This window comes from Pollutimonas sp. M17 (assembly GCF_025836975.1).
Taxonomy (GTDB): domain Bacteria; phylum Pseudomonadota; class Gammaproteobacteria; order Burkholderiales; family Burkholderiaceae_B.
In genome coordinates, this window is the sequence record NZ_CP107548.1 from 3,132,815 (window position 1) to 3,148,799 (window position 15,985).

General features: G+C 57.9%; 15 protein-coding genes and 1 tRNA gene. 7 read left to right on the forward strand and 9 right to left on the reverse strand.

Going from position 1 to position 15,985, the window contains the following annotated elements:
• Positions 1–37 precede the first annotated feature (37 nt).
• Positions 38–122 (forward strand) — tRNA-Leu (locus tag OEG81_RS14765).
• A 130-nt stretch (positions 123–252) separates the two neighbouring features.
• Here the strand turns inward: OEG81_RS14765 and OEG81_RS14770 are convergent.
• Positions 253–393 (reverse strand): transposase, encoded by a 141-nt coding sequence (locus OEG81_RS14770; protein ID WP_412034076.1) that lies wholly within the window; start codon positions 391–393, stop codon positions 253–255.
• 644 nt (positions 394–1,037) lie between these two features.
• Between OEG81_RS14770 and OEG81_RS14775 the strand changes: the two genes are divergently transcribed.
• Both OEG81_RS14775 and OEG81_RS14780 read left to right on the forward strand, forming a co-directional pair.
• The gene (locus OEG81_RS14775; protein WP_264130035.1) at positions 1,038–2,774 is read left to right on the forward strand and encodes a hypothetical protein; all 1,737 of its coding nucleotides are present in this window, start codon (positions 1,038–1,040) and stop codon (positions 2,772–2,774) included.
• Positions 2,771–3,742 (forward strand): DUF2726 domain-containing protein, encoded by a 972-nt coding sequence (locus OEG81_RS14780; RefSeq protein ID WP_264130036.1) that lies wholly within the window; start codon positions 2,771–2,773, stop codon positions 3,740–3,742. The genes OEG81_RS14775 and OEG81_RS14780 overlap by 4 nt, the downstream gene beginning before the upstream one ends.
• Positions 3,743–3,998: 256 nt before the next feature.
• Here the strand turns inward: OEG81_RS14780 and OEG81_RS14785 are convergent, their stop codons facing one another.
• Positions 3,999–4,349, reverse strand: a complete 351-nt coding sequence (locus OEG81_RS14785) for an ATPase (protein WP_264132611.1) — start codon at positions 4,347–4,349, stop codon at positions 3,999–4,001.
• Positions 4,350–4,507: 158 nt separating this feature from the next.
• Here OEG81_RS14785 and OEG81_RS14790 point away from each other — a divergent pair, with 158 nt between their 5' ends.
• Positions 4,508–5,188, forward strand: coding sequence for an ATP-binding protein (locus OEG81_RS14790; RefSeq protein ID WP_264130037.1), 681 nt, complete (start codon positions 4,508–4,510; stop codon positions 5,186–5,188).
• Between the two features lie 442 nt (positions 5,189–5,630).
• Here the strand turns inward: OEG81_RS14790 and OEG81_RS14795 are convergent, their stop codons facing one another.
• Genes OEG81_RS14795 through OEG81_RS14805 form a run of 3 tightly spaced genes read right to left on the reverse strand, consistent with a single transcriptional unit; the run spans position 5,631 to position 8,494 of the window.
• A complete protein-coding gene (locus tag OEG81_RS14795) occupies positions 5,631–6,722 on the reverse strand; it encodes an Ldh family oxidoreductase (protein ID WP_264130038.1) in 1,092 nt (363 codons plus the stop codon).
• Positions 6,723–6,743: 21 nt separating this feature from the next.
• A complete protein-coding gene (locus OEG81_RS14800; protein WP_264130039.1) occupies positions 6,744–7,517 on the reverse strand; it encodes a hydroxypyruvate isomerase family protein in 774 nt (257 codons plus the stop codon).
• Positions 7,514–8,494 (reverse strand): tripartite tricarboxylate transporter substrate binding protein, encoded by a 981-nt coding sequence (locus OEG81_RS14805; protein WP_317135351.1) that lies wholly within the window; start codon positions 8,492–8,494, stop codon positions 7,514–7,516. The genes OEG81_RS14800 and OEG81_RS14805 overlap by 4 nt, the downstream gene beginning before the upstream one ends.
• Positions 8,495–8,706: 212 nt before the next feature.
• Between OEG81_RS14805 and OEG81_RS14810 the strand changes: the two genes are divergently transcribed.
• Positions 8,707–9,762 carry a lactonase family protein gene (locus OEG81_RS14810; RefSeq protein ID WP_264130041.1) on the forward strand — a complete coding sequence of 352 codons (1,056 nt, stop codon included), beginning with the start codon at positions 8,707–8,709 and terminating at the stop codon, positions 9,760–9,762.
• A gap of 53 nt (positions 9,763–9,815) precedes the next feature.
• Here OEG81_RS14810 and OEG81_RS14815 read toward each other — a convergent pair whose 3' ends face one another.
• Positions 9,816–10,712, reverse strand: coding sequence for a GntR family transcriptional regulator (locus tag OEG81_RS14815; protein ID WP_264130042.1), 897 nt, complete (start codon positions 10,710–10,712; stop codon positions 9,816–9,818).
• A 218-nt stretch (positions 10,713–10,930) separates the two neighbouring features.
• On the opposite strand from OEG81_RS14815, the gene OEG81_RS14820 reads away from it, so the two are divergent.
• Positions 10,931–11,599 (forward strand): aspartate/glutamate racemase family protein, encoded by a 669-nt coding sequence (locus OEG81_RS14820; protein ID WP_264130043.1) that lies wholly within the window; start codon positions 10,931–10,933, stop codon positions 11,597–11,599.
• Positions 11,600–11,646: 47 nt separating this feature from the next.
• On the opposite strand, the gene OEG81_RS14825 is transcribed toward OEG81_RS14820, so the two are convergent.
• On the reverse strand, positions 11,647–12,534 hold the full coding sequence (locus OEG81_RS14825) for a LysR family transcriptional regulator (protein WP_264130045.1): 888 nt from the start codon (positions 12,532–12,534) through the stop codon (positions 11,647–11,649).
• 173 nt (positions 12,535–12,707) lie between these two features.
• On the opposite strand from OEG81_RS14825, the gene OEG81_RS14830 reads away from it, so the two are divergent.
• A complete protein-coding gene (locus OEG81_RS14830; RefSeq protein ID WP_264130046.1) occupies positions 12,708–13,718 on the forward strand; it encodes an MBL fold metallo-hydrolase in 1,011 nt (336 codons plus the stop codon).
• Between the two features lie 178 nt (positions 13,719–13,896).
• Here OEG81_RS14830 and OEG81_RS14835 read toward each other — a convergent pair whose 3' ends face one another.
• Together OEG81_RS14835 and OEG81_RS14840 are read right to left on the reverse strand one after the other, a co-directional pair.
• Entirely contained in the window at positions 13,897–15,033 is a 1,137-nt protein-coding gene (locus OEG81_RS14835) for an ABC transporter substrate-binding protein (protein ID WP_264130047.1), read from the reverse strand.
• Between the two features lie 21 nt (positions 15,034–15,054).
• Entirely contained in the window at positions 15,055–15,981 is a 927-nt protein-coding gene (locus OEG81_RS14840) for a 3-hydroxyacyl-CoA dehydrogenase (protein ID WP_264130048.1), read from the reverse strand.
• Between the last annotated feature and the right edge of the window lie 4 nt (positions 15,982–15,985).

Consider the following 15,985-nt stretch of genomic DNA (forward strand, 5'->3'; position numbering starts at 1 on the left):
GCCACGCGCCGCGTTCTGCCGCGCGACATACTCGAATGCCCGGGTGGTGAAATTGGTAGACGCAGGGGACTCAAAATCCCCCGCCGCAAGGCGTGCCGGTTCGATTCCGGCCCCGGGCACCACTCTAAAAATACCAATAAATTCAAGCTTTTAGAGCGGTTTATATTCCCACCCCAAGACTGGGGGATTTTCCAAGTTTGCCAGCCAGGTACAGTTTCGGGCTCTACCCCATGTACGGGGGATGGGCATTCACTAGACACGGTTGATCACACCGTTCCAACCGCACTGAGCCAAGACCCTCATGCGGTAATTCTCAAAATTCCTGAATCCATACGCTCTACGTGAGAGCATCTCCATCTTCGTGTGGAACCTGGAACCCTTCGGTAACTCCATTGGATTTAGTAAAGCGCCACATTCGCACAATGGGCTCCAGCCACGATCGTAACGTAGCGGCCAGCGCCTTGGCCGGACTTTGCTCAAATTAACGGATCAAGGCCGGGAATTTAGACAGCATCTGCTTGGCCCGCTTGGCCTTCAAGCTCTTCATGACCAGAAAGCAAGTGCGCCCATTCTTCACCAGCAGACGGTGTGAACCGGGGTTGGCAAGCGCAGCGCGCAGGCCCTAGGCTGGAAGCCGGGCCGAAGGCGTCAGCCGAGCAAAGCGAGGAAACGATGGAAGCCCGTCAGGGACGAGACTCGCACGCCGAGACTCAATGCGAAGCACGAGAGCGCGACCGGCCGTGTTCCCTGGCCGAGGACGCTCGGATTTCTAAGAGCAACTTCTTGGTGTCGATATGAGCCGAGGGAACCACTGCTCCTGCGACTTGACGCTACGGCACGAATCTGGTTACACTTTTTCTGCGGTTCAGCCGAACCGCGGGTGAGTTGCTCCCGTCAGTGCACGCACTGGACACCTGTCCGACCTGGCAAAACCAGCTTGAAGTACCCCAGTCTTTTTCCCGGCTTGGTATTGACTCCCGGAAAGCCGAACAACGCGTGCCGTTCTTCTTTGTGCTTTCCATGACGGAGCTCAATCCATGGTAACGCCTACTTCAGGTTCATCGGCCGCCTCGGCCACAACCCCTCCCTATTCCGCTGCTTCGGCGGCCCCCCTGACCGACGAAGCACGCGCCGGTGCACTCTGGACTTTTCTCCAGGCCCGCGCACCACGATTCACTTTTGATCAAGCGCTCGAACTCGTCCGATCGCTGCACGTCGACCCGCGCGAGGATCACAAGACACTTGCCAAACGACTGCGCAAGGAGCTGCAAGAGCGGCGCATCGCGCTCAAGCATGTGAATGCCCTGCATGCTGCAGCCCGGCTAAACGGTCATGCCAGTTGGCACACTGACGACGAGCCAACCGTTGCGCGCCTGCGTTTCGAGGTGTTTGATAGCGGTACGCAGATACAGCAGTTCGAGTTTGCGTCCTGGAGCGAGCTTGCGGTAGCACTGCGCGCTTGGGCCGACAAGCTGTATACCCGTGGCGAGTTGCCATTAGGCGTGCTGACGATGAACTTTACGGGCCGCTCGCTGCGTTTCACGGTTCCCGTGCCCAAGCGAGGTGGAAGCGCGGGCCCAGGCCGCAACGAGCTGTGGCCGGTGGGCGGTGTCACACCGGTAGCTGACGATAACCCAGACTGGCTCACCGAAGCGCCGGCCGCGCTAGAGAAGCTACGCCGACACCTAGAGGAGACCAGCAAGGCCGTGCTGGACGGCTATGCCACGCTTTACCTGTGCGCCAATTCTCACGACCGGGCGGGCGACGTCAACGCCGTGACCGCCGGCGACGTCGTGAATTCGGAACTGGTGCTGCTGCGAGAGCCGGATGAAGACGATCCACACAGCGGCTACGAAATCGCTCGTGGCGACGAGTTGACCTGCTGGCACCAGTTGGAGCTGTCGCTGCGCCACGACCGGACTGAGCGCAAGCCAGCATCTATCGATGTGCGCATCCCACAAGAGGGGGTGGGCGCGTGGTTCGTCAATGGCGCGCGCTATGTGTGGGCGCTCGACACACTAAAGCCTAGCGAATTCGTGCCAGGCCACATCAGCCGTCAACTCAGTATCTCGGATTGTGAGCGGCTGCTGCGTCGCTACAGGCTCGCTCGGCGCATCCATGACGGCGGCTTCCGCTACCACGACATGACCAAGCACGTCGACTATCTGGGAGAGGTGCCGGAGACGTGGCGTATCAACCTGCATCGGTTGCTGCATATCCTGAATGAGGCCGGCCTGACCTGGGAAGGCTACATTGAGAAGTTCGGCTCCGAGCCGCTGCCGATGAAAGCTGACCTGCCAGTGGGCTTTGTGATGCAGATGCTAAAGGATCTGGAGGTCGAAGAGCCAAACAAGGTGTTTGCTTGGCCAACGCTGGCCGAAATGGCGCCTGTCACGGATGACAAGCTGCTCTCCAGCCTATTGCCACGGGTGGACGTCGTGCGCTACGTCACGCCGCAGGACCTGGACGCTCAAACCGCAGCCAACCTACATGAGGCCGTCAACGAGTTCGCCAGCGGGCTGCAGATGCAAAAGATGGCCGCCGCCGGGGGGCTGCCCCTGGAAAACGAACTGCCGTACCTTGTGTACGCCAACGATGCCCAGGAGTTTCGCATGTCTGCGCAAGCCCTGGGCATGCGGCTGTATGTGGCGGTGTCACCGCACCTCATCTCAACCAAGAATCTGCTGCCGGAAGTGCAGGGAGTAAAAATGTGGCCGTGGGCGTTTGCGCACGCACTCCTTGTGCGCTACGAACGTAAAGGAGCGGCACAATGACGCCGACCGCCGAAAACCTGCGCACTCTCCTTGAAGCGCGCGACATTGACGGCTTTCTGACCGCCTTGGACGCCTACCGCCAACAACACCTGGGCGAGCCAGAGGTCACAGCCTTGACCCAACGCGTGTTCCCGCCACTGCTGCGCACTGCATTCCAGGAAGAACGCCTGCTGCCCGCCACCCTAGTTCGGCTCTACCGCATGGTGCGCTCCGGCAGGCTGGTACTCGTCGAGGATGACCTGCTGGTCGCCATCAACTCGCGCATCAACGGCGCGATCCGCGAGGCGGAGCCAGCGACGGATGCTCCAGTGCCCCCCTTGGTCACCGGGGAGGATGTCCGTCCGAAGGCGGTGCAGTGGTCACCCCCCTCGGCACCAAGCGGCCAGCCGCTGGCCGTGACAGAGATGAAGCGAATCGCGGTCGTCAACACCTTCACATTTGGCTCCTGGGCGGCAGCCGACGCATTCGACTTCCGCCGCAACGCCTGCGCCAGCCAGCAGGAGCGTGAGTTCCTGCACGCAGTCCGCCAGTTCTTCCCGTCGCTGCAAGCCTACCCCAACATGCCGTTGAAGAACTTCATCGACATCGGCAAGCTTGAAGCAACCGTTCCCGCGCGAGTCCGCAAATACGCCTGGTTGGCGCAGGTGGATGTCCTGCTGTGCACCACTGACGAAGACCCGGTGGCTGGCATCGAACTGGACTCCCTGCACCATGATACCGAAGAGGCCATTGCGCGCGACGAGATGAAGAATATGCTTTTCGGGCTCGCCGGGCTGCACTTGGTGCGCATCAGGGCCGATGACGAGAGAGCCGTGCGGGCCGAAGATTTCTATGACCTGCTGATGGCCGAGTCCAAGACGCTGGATGCACTCAGGCCCAGGCGCCTGCGGCCAAGAAGGACCCACGACTTCCTGGTGCCTGCGGAGTCGGCTACATGCACAGCGCCTGCAAACATGGCACGGAGATAGGCATGGAAACAGGAAACTCCCCGTTGCAGCATGAGATCGACCACCGCCTTCGGCCCGCCAAGCGGCGGGCGCAGGCGAGACCCGTTCCACGTGAGTCGCTTGCTCTCGACAAACCCGAGATCAAGGAGGTGATGGAACCGAGACAGGCAGGCAGCCGATGGTGTCATTCCTGCTCCCGGAGCTTCTGCCTTTGCCCTGAGCAGGAAGCGCGCCGCGCCCGCGATCGCGAGGCGGCGCGCAAGACGGATTCAGCGCTTCAGTCCGCAGCCGGTTCGATCATTGCCTGCAAGTGGTCGATTACCTCGGGTTCGACGAAAACGAATGGTTGTTGAGCCGAAATCGGTACATTGAAGACTTTGGCAAACACTTCGCGCCTCAGGTGTGCCAACCAGCCTGTGCGATACGCTTGCTCAGGATCGATCCTGCCCAAGGACGGCACGCCGCTACGCTGCGGGCCGCATTCGACCAGGGCGATGAAACCCTCCTCGAACATACGCCCGTGTTCGGGGCACAGGCCCCAGCCCGTGACTGTGTGGCGCACCATACTCTGGCGCAGACGCTTGTCCAGCAAAATGTTGCCCGTGTCATACGGGCTGCCGCACGCCAGGCATACGCGCCGCTCCTATGAAACGTGGGATTTGTCGTTCATGACCTTCTCCGGTTGCTGGGCGGAATTGCCCGAGAACCGAAGGGGCACGGCGCGGCGGACGCAATCACAGAGTCGCAGACGGCCGCCAGGCCGCAAGCGCAAAATGCGCGCCGCCCTTGAAAAACATCGGTGACGAGTTTTCAAAGACACCGCTTGACGCCTTCGGTCTGATTGCAAAGGAAGGCCGAAAATACAGTTTTACTTGTGTACTAGCAACGCAACGGCCTCGCGATATTCCAGAGGATGTGCTGAGCCAAATGGGTATGTTCATCGTACATAGATTAATCAATGGCCGCGACAGGAATGTTGTCGAGAAGGCTTGTGGAAATTTGGATGCGTCCGCTGCGGCATTTCTCCCAACATTGGGGCAAGGCGAGGCCATTGTTGTCGGTGTTGATTCGCCCATGCCTTTGCCAGTTGTGATTCGACGCCCTACGACTCCCCCCCCCAGTCTAGAGGAGCTGATTACGAGAACCTCTGAAATGCACAACTGGCATAAGTGTGGCCTGGCATATTGGATTAAGAATTCCCTTCGTGAGCTTCTAATCCCCACCGTGAACGCTTCCAGCATGTTCGGGGCCAGCATCTCGCCATCGACAGGCTTATCCGCCATTGGCTCGGTATCCTCCGGAACGTCCTGGCCTGCGTTTTCTCCGGCGTGGTTCCCGGATCTTCGACCTGGAAGATGGTGGATATCCAGACGGTGCCATCGAGCGACTACCTCACACGTAGATAGTCAAGGTTCTATTGTTGCTAATCCAAAAGCCATAAGCCCGTCGGAATCGGATATTAGGTAATAACCCATCGGTTGATGTAAGAGCTGTTTCGCCGCGTCTTGTATAAGCCATCGCAAACTTGTACCCCGGCTTGTACCCTAGCACTCACCTAATCTACTTTTTTATTTATCAATCAATCGTTAGGTACTTGACAAATATTAACGAAAAAATCATCGAAACCAACGGTCGCCATATTCAGCTACCCATAGATCAACCGCTGAAGAATATGGATTATGCCTACACCAGACCGTTTATAGCACTCAAGGGCTAACTAGCTACCGCGCAACTTATAACGCCGAAAGCTAGAACACGGAAGCGTCCGGCTTTTCCCCGATACCTAGCAAACGGAATCCGAATTGAAAACTGGCTGATCTTCAAATAGCTGCTAGCGGAATATCAGCCTGTACTGGTATCCGCAAGCAGCCAACAAAGAAGTATCAACCATCCAACAAAACAGACAAAATCACTCAACCGCCCGCCCCGATGTAGCACCCTGACACTTATCCAACACCCCCATCAACCCAACCTCACGAGCAACTTCAGCTAAATCACTCCATGTATCCTCAGGCAAGCGCAACCCCTCACGCAAATGCCGTTCAGCCGCAAGGGCCTCCATCTCTCCGGGATAAAAGATTTCATCAAACCCCTGGGCCAGAGGCTGGGCTTTGATTTCGGTGATGAAGCGCTCCATGCGTGCGTCGAACTCTGCGCGATCCATAAATGCCTCGATGTCGTAGACCGTCAGGAAATGCCCCACCCCACTGCGCTTGTCATAGTGATAGGGGCCGTTAACCCCACTAAGAAACTGCGCTCCCGACAGGACGCCGGCCAGAACGTCCATCAACGCCGCAATGGCGTAGCCTTTATGATGCGCCATCGGCAGAATGATGCCATTGATAGCCGCCTCGGGGTCTGTTGTCGGTGCGCCATCCGCATCCAGGGCCCAACCCAATGGAATCGGTTCACGGCGTTGCCTGGCCAGGTAAATCTTGCCTCGGGCGACTCCCGTGTTGGCCATATCCAGCATGATGGGAGGCCGGCCGGCAGCCGGTGCTGCGATGGACCATGGGTTAGTGCCGATGATCTTTCGCTTCGCTCCACCCCAAGGCGCCATCGCAGGCCCTCCATTGCTGGTCAGGAAAGCAATGCATCCGGCTTCCGTCGCCATGCGGGTGTAGTACATCAGTGTGCCGAAATGGTTGGAGTTCCGGACGGTCACCGCTGCGACACCATGCGCCTTGGCCTTTTCAATCGCCAGGTCCATGGCGTGCTTGGCGACAACCTGCCCGACTCCGTCCTGGGCATCGAGCACCGCAACGGCACCCTTGCTTCGAACCACCTCGATACGCGTAGATTGACTCATCGAACCGCGCCTCAATCGCTCCCAATACCATGGCATACGCAGCACCCCATGCGATTGATGATTCCATAAGTCAGCCTGTACCAGCGACTTCGCTATGAGTGCCGCGTCCGTATCGGACAATCCGGCATCGGCGTAGACATCATGCACAAAGTGTTCCAGGGCATGGGAATTGACGAGAATGTGCGCGCTCATGGTGTACTTTGATCATCTAAGTTAAAGAAGAGGACGCAAGGCGTCCAGCCGTGGCAGGCCATCATGTGTTCGCCCCAGCGGCTTGTATTCGCAACCGACCCAGCCGTCATAGCCGGATTCTTTAAGAGCGCCGAAGAAGGCGCCAAAATCAATGTGGCCGGTCCCTGGCTCATTGCGGCCCGGAGCATCGGCGATCTGTACATGCCCGACACGGCCCGCCCAATTTCGCACAAGTGACGGCGGGTCTCCCGTAAGAATTTGCGCATGGTAAGCATCGAGCAACAGCCGGACCTCTGGCAGTCTCTCTCTGACTTGTGCAGCCAAGTCGTAAGTGCACATTGCGTACCCTGGCACGGTGGCCGCGCTAATCACTTCGATCAAGACGCTCAATCCATTTGCGCTCGCCATTTCCAATGCAAGCTCAAGGTTGCGCAAGTAGACATCCATGGTCGCCGCATCGGACAAGGAGACGCCGGCACCCGCCATGGGATGAATCATAGTGGCGCCAAGCGCTTTGGCATACAGCACGGCCGACTCAAGGCCACGCAAGTATTCGTCCTGCCTGCCCGGCAGTGCTGCAAGGCCCTTTTCGCCTTTGGCGCCATCGCCCGTGGGCAGAGTGACCTGTACCCAACGCAGGCCAAGCTCGCGCGTCCGGGCCGCCAGTTCGTGTGCATCGAAGCCGTAGATGGCGGGCCACTCGACCGCTTCGAATCCGGCGTTGGCAGCCATCTTCAACCGCTCCAGGCCCTGATACTCGGTGAACTGGTATCCCAGATGGGCGCAAAGCTTCATGCTTGCACCTTGATATCCAATGCCTTGATCGCTTTGGAGAACCGCTCTATCTCGGCATCTACGAAACGCGCCGCGTCGGCACGCCCGCCCGAGAACGGCACTGCCGCTACGCTGGCCAGCCTTTGGCGCACATCAGGGTCGGATACCGCCCGCTGTAAAGCCGCCGAAATGCGGTCCAGGACGTCGGCCGGCGTACCGGCTGGCGCATGCATGCCATTCCATTCGTAAACTTCCACCCCCTTGATGCCTGATTCCGCCAGGGTAGGAACATCGGGAAACGCTGCCGAACGCTCGGCGCTGGTCACGGCCAAGGCACGCAGCTTGCCCGCCTTGACATGGGGCAACGCCGCGGCGGCATTGCAAAGGTACACAGGCACCTGCCCCGCGATGACATCGACAAATGCCGGGCCCGCGCCTCGGTAAGGCACGTGAGTCATGGTAATGCCGCTGGATTTCATGAACATGGAGGTGGCAATGTGCATCAGGGAACCAGCCCCCGAAGAGGCGTAGAACATGGTTTGTGGTTTGGCCTTCGCGACCTTGATCAGTTCGGCAACGCTTTTTGCCGGAAACGCCGGGTGTACGACCAAAACGAGGGGAACGCGCGCAATCACGCCGACAGTTTCGAAAGAGCGGCTCGAATACGGCAGCTTAGGATACAAGGCCAAATTGATGGCGAACGAGGACGCATCGATCAGGACGGTGTATCCATCTGGCGCGCTGCGCGCCACTGCCGATGCGGCGATTTGCCCTGCCACTCCCGGCCTGTTGTCGGTAATGACCGATTGGCCAAGCGATGCGGACATCTCGGGGCCAACAAGCCTGGCCATAAGATCCGCCCCGCCTCCTGGCGGGTAACCCACAATGATGGTGACGGCTCGGCTAGGCCAGCGCGTTTCGGCCCTGGCGGGAAGCAGCGTGGCAATGGCTGACGATCCCATCAGGGCAAGTGCTGCTCGACGTGTGAGGTTTCGCATGTTGTCTCCGTTTGTCTAGTGTCATCGCAGTGTGGGTAGGCGGCTTTAAGTCGTCGATTTATTGTACCTAATACATAACATAGTACAATTAAATCACGAATCGATGAACAAAGAAAAGGCAAAATCCATCCCGGCAAGAAACAACCGGCGTTTTTCATGCCAAGTCCGTGATCAGGCAGGCATGTTCGATATCAAAAAAGGAGACAGGCAACATGTTCGCCTATGTAGGGTCGCGTACCACCAGGGAAAGAAACGCGCGCGGCGAAGGCATCAGCGTCTTCGATGTCCAGTCCGATGGACGCCTGGAGCAGATCCAGATATTTTCAGGAGGCCCGGCAAATCCATCCTATCTCGCCCTGAATCGCTTGGGCGACCGGCTGTACGCCACCCATGGCGATCAGCAAGAAGCAAGCTCCTTCATGGTGCAAGCCAATGGTCGGCTGGAATTGTTGAATACAGTCCGATTTACAGGAAAGAACCCTGTGCATCTGGCCTTGGATGCACAAGAGCGATGGCTTGTGGTTTCCGTACACCTGGCCGGCAAAGTCATAGTCCTGCCCATCCTGGCCGACGGGCGGCTAGGGGAAGTCCACGCATCGGCCAGGACTTTCGGCGATCCCGGGCCTCATCGGATTGAGCAGCCGTTTGCAAAGCCGCACTTCAACTTGTTCGATCCATCCGGCAGGTTTGTCATCGTTCCCGACAAGGGCGTCGACCGCGTGTTCAGCTTTCGATTCGACGACGGCGAGCTGCGCCCGGCCCAACAGCCATACACGCAGGCGCGAGAGGGAGCCGGGCCGAGAACTGCCGTATTTCATCCAGTAGGACGTCATGCCTACGTGGTGAATGAACTGGACAGCACGATAACGTCTTATGCGTTCGACGATGCTTCAGGAATGCTCACGCCGACCTCCATTTTCTCGACCCTCTCGTCCAACTTTACCGGAAACAACAGGGCAGCGGGAATTCAGATCAACCGCGACGGCACACGCTTGTATGCATCCAACAGGGGGAATGACAGCATTGCATTGTTCCAGCTCGACGCTTCGGGAGTTCCACATTTCCTTGAGACCATACCCAGTGGAGGCCGCACGCCACGCTTTTTTACGCTGTCACCCGATGAAAAGACGCTTTACGCGCTCAACGAAGGTAGCGACAGCATCGTCGCGTTTTCTGTAGACCCGGACTCGGGCAGGCTAAGCCTGACAAATCAGGTGACTTCATGCGGTAGCCCGGTTTGCATGGTGTTTAACCATAGCGAGAGATGAACGCAGGCCATGACAGGCCCAGTCATCACCCGTTTTTCATTGCTTAACCAAGGTCAGTCCGGCGCCTTCCTTTGTTTGGCGCCATTAAGATGCTCTCGTAAAAAGTGAGAGGCTTCCATGCGCTCGCCACGACGCAGCAGGTCGATGAGCGTCAAGTGCTCTGTACATTGGCGCGTCATGTGATCATGATCAAACTTTGACCGATACTCCACCAATCGGCGCAACTGGTTTACCTTTTTTAGCGCATCCAGCAAAAGATGATTGTGCGCGCCTTCGATGATGGTTTCGTGCAGATGGACGCCTGGCCTGAACAACTCTGATCGAGCCCATTTCTCAATGCCGCCGGACAGCAGCTCCATCTGTTCGCGATAGCACTTGTCCAGTTCTGCCAAATTGACCGAATACCCGGGTTCAAGCAGTGCCGCGGGCTCAATGATCATGCGAAAACGATAGGTCTCGCGGTAAGACTCCGGCGTATTCAGCACGTACTGGAACATCCAGCCACGTCCAGGCTTGCGTTCGATCATGCCCTCGCGAGACATGCGATGAAGAATGCGCTGAATCCTCTGCCGATTGGCGTCGTAGCGCTGCATCAGATCGACTTCCGCAATCTCCCCGCCGAGCTTTCCCGCCAATCGATCCTCGACGATCGCCATGTAGAGAGTTTCGTCGGAGTCCTCTCGTTCCGGTACCGCCAAAGCACCCAACTCGGCGAAAGATTTTGCGACCTGGAACCCCTTGTTCGGCTCGGAACGGACAACGCCGGCTGTCTCCAAAAACTGCAGCGCTTTGCGCACCGGTGAGCGCGATACCCCAAGCTCATCGACAAGGCGCTGCTCCGTTAGCCGGTAGCCAGCCTCGAAACCTTCTCGCCGAATCATGGCGACAATCTGGTTGGCCAGGGACGGAACGAGAGCACTGATGTTATGGGGAAGTTGGGCCGTTTTCATTGGCATAGTCAAACCAGGCCGCAAGAACAGTACGCCTCGCAATGATGCGCTTTGCACAAAGGCACTACCACGATGCGTGAAATGCGGCCGTTAGCTCCTTAATCACGTCATCATACAATGGGGGCTGGTCTATGGGCGGGCCAGAACCATAAATTGTACTTATTTCATATTGTGGTACAAATAAACCAATTTATAGTGTCAATAGCAGGAGACCAGACATGACACGCATCGCCCTCATCCATGCCGTCTACGCGGCGATCGATCCTGTCACCAAGGCGTTCGGCTCATTGTGGCCGCAAGCCAGCCTTCACCATCTCATCGACGACGGCCTTCCAGGTGACCTGGAGCAAGCGGGGCACCTGACTGACCACATTCGCGGCCGCATACGGGGGCTCGCCGATCTGGGCCTGTCTGCGGGCGCGGACGGAATTCTATTTACCTGCTCAGCCTTTGCTAATGCCATCGAGGACACTGCCCGGGCCTTGCCGATACCCGTGTTAAAGCCTGACGAAGCGATGTTTTCCGCCGCACTGCAAGCGGGACGCCGCATCGGGCTGCTGGCCACATTCCCGCCAGCGGCCGACTCGATGGTCGCCGCTTTCCATCGCCAGGCGGAAGCGGATGGCATAAAAGCGACTCTCGAAACCGTATGTGTACCCGAGGCCATGGTGGCGGCGCGCGCGGGAGACACCGCGATGCACAATCGACTGGTCGTGCAAGCCTTGCCGCAATTGGAGGCATGCGACGTCATCATGCTGGCGCATTTCTCGACCTCGACGGCGTTGTCCGACGCGAGCGCCGCGACCAAGACGCCTGTGCTAAGTGCTCCCCAAGCAGCAGTACTTGCGTTGAAGGAAGCTGTCGAGCAGCGTAGGACTGCAGGGTAGCCACAGCTTTGCTTACAACAGGCGTGTACGAAAACACACGGGCGTCGTCAAACTGAAGCCTGATCAGCCGCAAGAATAAAATGCTCGCGCAGCCATTGATGCCCCGGGTCTCCATGCGACCTGGGGTGCCATGCCATCGCCACGTCAAAAGCGGGCAGATGGAAAGGTAGCGGTAGAACATCCAGACTGGACGCATAGCGTTGCAGCAGTCTGCTCGGTAGCGTTGCCACGCAGTCGGTATGGTCCAGCACGAGAGGTATCTGGTTGTAGCCAGAGACAGTCAGCGCCACACGGCGTTTCCGGTTCATGGCTTCCAGCGACTCGTCCACGCTGCTTCTGAACTTGCCTTCCTTGGAAACCATCACATGCGCAAGATCGCAGTACTCCTCGATATTGGGGGGACTTTTTCCTCGAGGGTGGGCCTTGCGTTGCGCCAGCCGAAACTCGTCCCTCAACAAGAATCTGGCCTTTAAGGCTTCGGGTATTTGTTGTGCAAGTCCTACATACAGATCGATTTCACCTCGTTCCATTCTATAGGTAAGGTTGGCTTCTACCGGTGCGATGAAGCTCAAGCGTATGCCTGGCGCCCGCAGTGCCAAAACGGATTGCACAACCGACAGTCCCACCAAAGCGAAGACATTGTCGTTCACAGCCACTACGAAGTCGCGCTGGGTATTGTGCGGCTGGAAATCGTCAGGCGACACAACTGCTCCTTGAAGGTCCAGCAATGCCTGGTGCAGACGCGACTGAATTGCCAAGCCGCGTTCAGTGGGTGCCATCCCTCGCCCCTCTTCGGACGGCACCAAGAGCGGGTCGCCAAAGATATCTCTTAAGCGACCAAGCTGAGTTGATAGGGCGGGCTGGCTAATGTTCAGGCGCTTGGCGGCTCGAGTGACATTTCGCTCTTCAAGAAGAACGTCCAGGGAGATAAGCAAAGGCAGATCCGACCGCCGGATATTCATATTCTATATACCTCGTATAGGGAAAGGTAACTCACTATCAATGGCCGCGTAAGTTTAGAGTGGATCCTTGACTGAACTCGGCGCGTTTTGCGATCCGGGCAGTCGCACTCGAATGTGCTTGTAAGTCTTGGATTATGGAACGATATATGCGAGTTAACAGTTTTTTTATCCCTAGTGTAATGGCGGTCTCGCTATTGATGGCTGGGTTGCTTCCTTCAACGGTCAATGCCGCCGCTGATACTCAGGTGATGCCGATGCACGCCGCCGCACAAGCTCGTGCACAGGCCCCCGGCGTTTACCGTTACCGGGTAGGTGACATTCAAGTGACTGCGCTGTCCGATGGGACGGTACCTCAGGATCTGCATACTTTGCTGACCAATACCTCTCCCAATGAAATAGATGGGTTACTCCGGCATTCGTTTCTGTCCAACCCGGTTGAGGCATCAATCAATGCTTATCTGATCGACACGGGTACACGACTTTTGTTGGTTGATACCGGCTCGGGTTCGCTTTTTGGTCCCGGCAATGGCGGCAAGCTGATTGGTAATTTGAAGGCAGCGGGCTATTCGCCCGCACAAATCGATGATGTCCTGCTCACTCACATCCACACCGACCACAGCGGCGGCCTGACCAGCGAGGGTCAGTTGGTTTTCCCCAATGCAACCATCCATGCGGGCAAGCCCGATGTAGACTTGTTCCTTGACCCGGCAAACATTCATGGGGTTGGCGGCTACGACAAAAAATATTTTGAAGAAGCTGTGAAGACGGTAGGGCCTTATGCCAAAGCGGGCAAGGTCGCGCCCTTCAGTGGTGTTACGCAGTTATACCCCGGCATAACGGCAATCCCTACACCCGGCCATACGCCCGGTCATAGTTTCTATCGGATCGAAAGCAAAGGCGAGGCCATCGAATTCATCGGCGACATCGTTCATGTTGCGTCGGTGCAGTTTCCCAAGCCCAGGATCACTATCGTTTACGATGTGTCGCCCAAGGAGGCTGCAGCGGAACGCAAGAAGCAGTTCGCTATCGCCGCCTCGCAGCGTGAGCTGGTAGCGGGTGCCCACCTACCTTTTCCTGGCCTGGGTCATATCCGGGCGGAAACGGGCGGTGGTTTCACTTTCGTGCCGGTCGATTATCGGGATCGCGACGGGCGTTGACACAAAGATACTTGGGAGACCTGCCCTGCTCCGGCCCAATAGGCCGGAGCATCTCGTTTCACTTGAGAGCTGGAACGGCAAGCCATCCACCCTTTACTCGACAACTCACCCGAATCCCAATCATCCGTGACGAACGGTGATGAATCGCGAACGTGATAGAGAGAAGGCAGAATATCCGCTATTTCCCCGGCGCAAAGTCGATGTGTTTCACAAACTTGATGTTCCCCTCTTCATTCTTGACGATGTTATACCCATGCAGTCCGTCGCCGTTCTCGTCATAGGTGTAGGTGCCTTCCACGCCCTTGTAGTCCTTGATGGCCCGAATGGCTTTTTGTACAGCCTCCGGCTCGGTGCTGCTGGCGTTCTTCATGGCCAGGGCCAGAATCTGGATTGAATCGTACGCCCACGCCGAATACAGGTCGGGTTCCATGTTATATGCGGCTTTGTAGCGATCGGCATAGGCCTGTGTTTCGGGGCTGGAGCCCACCGCATAATCGGCAATCGAATAGGTGCCGTACAAGGCGTTCTGTGCCAGCTTCATCGCCGTGTCGGTGGAAATCGAGGGTGATCCTACCCATGCAATGTCCAGGCCCAATTGACGCAGTTGCTTGGCGAAGATGCCCACGTCGGTGGAGTTGGCGATATAGGTCGATACGACATCCGCCCCGGATTTTTTGATGGCCAGCACGATAGGGGTGAAATCCTGCGAGTTGCTGGTGAAGCCTTGCACGGTGACAGGCTCCAGGCCGTGCTCTTTGAGCGCGGCCGTCAAGGCCTTGGCGCCGCCATTCCCGAACGCGTCCGTGGAATGCACGATGGCCCACTTTTTCAGCTTCAAGGTATCCACGCCAAAAGATGCGATCACTTTGGCCGAGTACCCATCGTTGGGCCGGGCCCGGAAGATCCAGGGGTTGCCGCTGTGGGTCAGGCCCACGTCGGTGCCGCCGACCATCATGGGAAGGCCTGTTTTCTTGACGGTGGGCGACATCGCCTGCACCTGGGTGCTGCGCACTGTGCCGATCAGGGCCGTGATGTCGCCGCGGCTGGTCAGCTTGGACAAGGCCAATATCGAACCGGGATTCGTACTGCCGTTGTCTTCAATAAGCAGTTCAAGCTGACGCCCCAGCACTCCGCCTGCCTTGTTGATCTCTTCGACCGCCATCTTGGCGCCGTTGTTTTGATAGACGCCTGCCTCGGCATTGGCGCCGGTGCTTTCAGTCACCATCCCGATCTTGATTGGGTCTGCGGCCTGGGCATAGGATGACATCATGGCCAGGGACGCGATTGCGCAGATTGAAGCCAACCGTGATTTCATTTGTATCTCCTAGAGTCATTTTTATGAGGTGCGACGCTTATGAGCGATCAAGTCGGTCAATCGCTCGTCACGCCACTGCTGACGTGCCGGCCGTTGCGCGGCCGGCAATTCCCGTTGTCGTTCGTCTTCCAGCCTGGAAAGCAGCGTTTCGCTCCATTCACGCGGCTGGGCCTGACGGGCAATGTCCAGATATAGCGGCCCGTAGCGCTTGCAATAATCGCGGATCCCGCCTGGCGCATTCAAGTCGATGGTCTCGAACGGGCCCATGAATGCCCAGCGCAGCCCCAGGCCATCCTTGACGGCCTTGTCGACATCGGCACTGTCGACATAGCCGTCTTCCACCAGACGGAATGCCTCGGCCAACAGGGCCCCCTGCAGCCGATTGACGATAAAGCCCTGGATTTCCCGGTGCACCATGATGGGCACCTGGCCTGCTTTTTCGTAGAGGATTCGGGCGCGCTCCATGACCGCGGCGTCCGTCCATGGCGCGGGCACCAGCTCCACCAAGGGCACCAGCGAGGGCGGATTGATTGGGTGCGCCACCAGGCAGCGAGCGCGGCCCTTCAGATTTTCGGTATAGCTGGAAGCGGGTATGCCGGAGGTGGAGCTGGCCAGTATCGCATCGGGGGCGGCGGCTTCGTCCATCAGGGCAAAGATGGCTTGCTTTGCATCGACCGCTTCGCGAATGTTTTCCTGTACCAGCGACGCGCCGCGCAATGCCTCTTTCAGGTCGGCATTGACGCTCACACGCTGCATGATCTGCTTTGTGTCTTCGCTGATGAGTCCGGCCTTACGCTGCGATGCCAGGTTGGCCTCTATGGCGGGCAGCGCTGCCTCCAGCGCCGAGGCCACCCCGTCGTACAGCACGACGGGGTGACCTGCCCGTGAAAATACCGACGCCCATGCACACCCAATAAGTCCAGCCCCAACGATTGCAATCTTTTCCATGAAT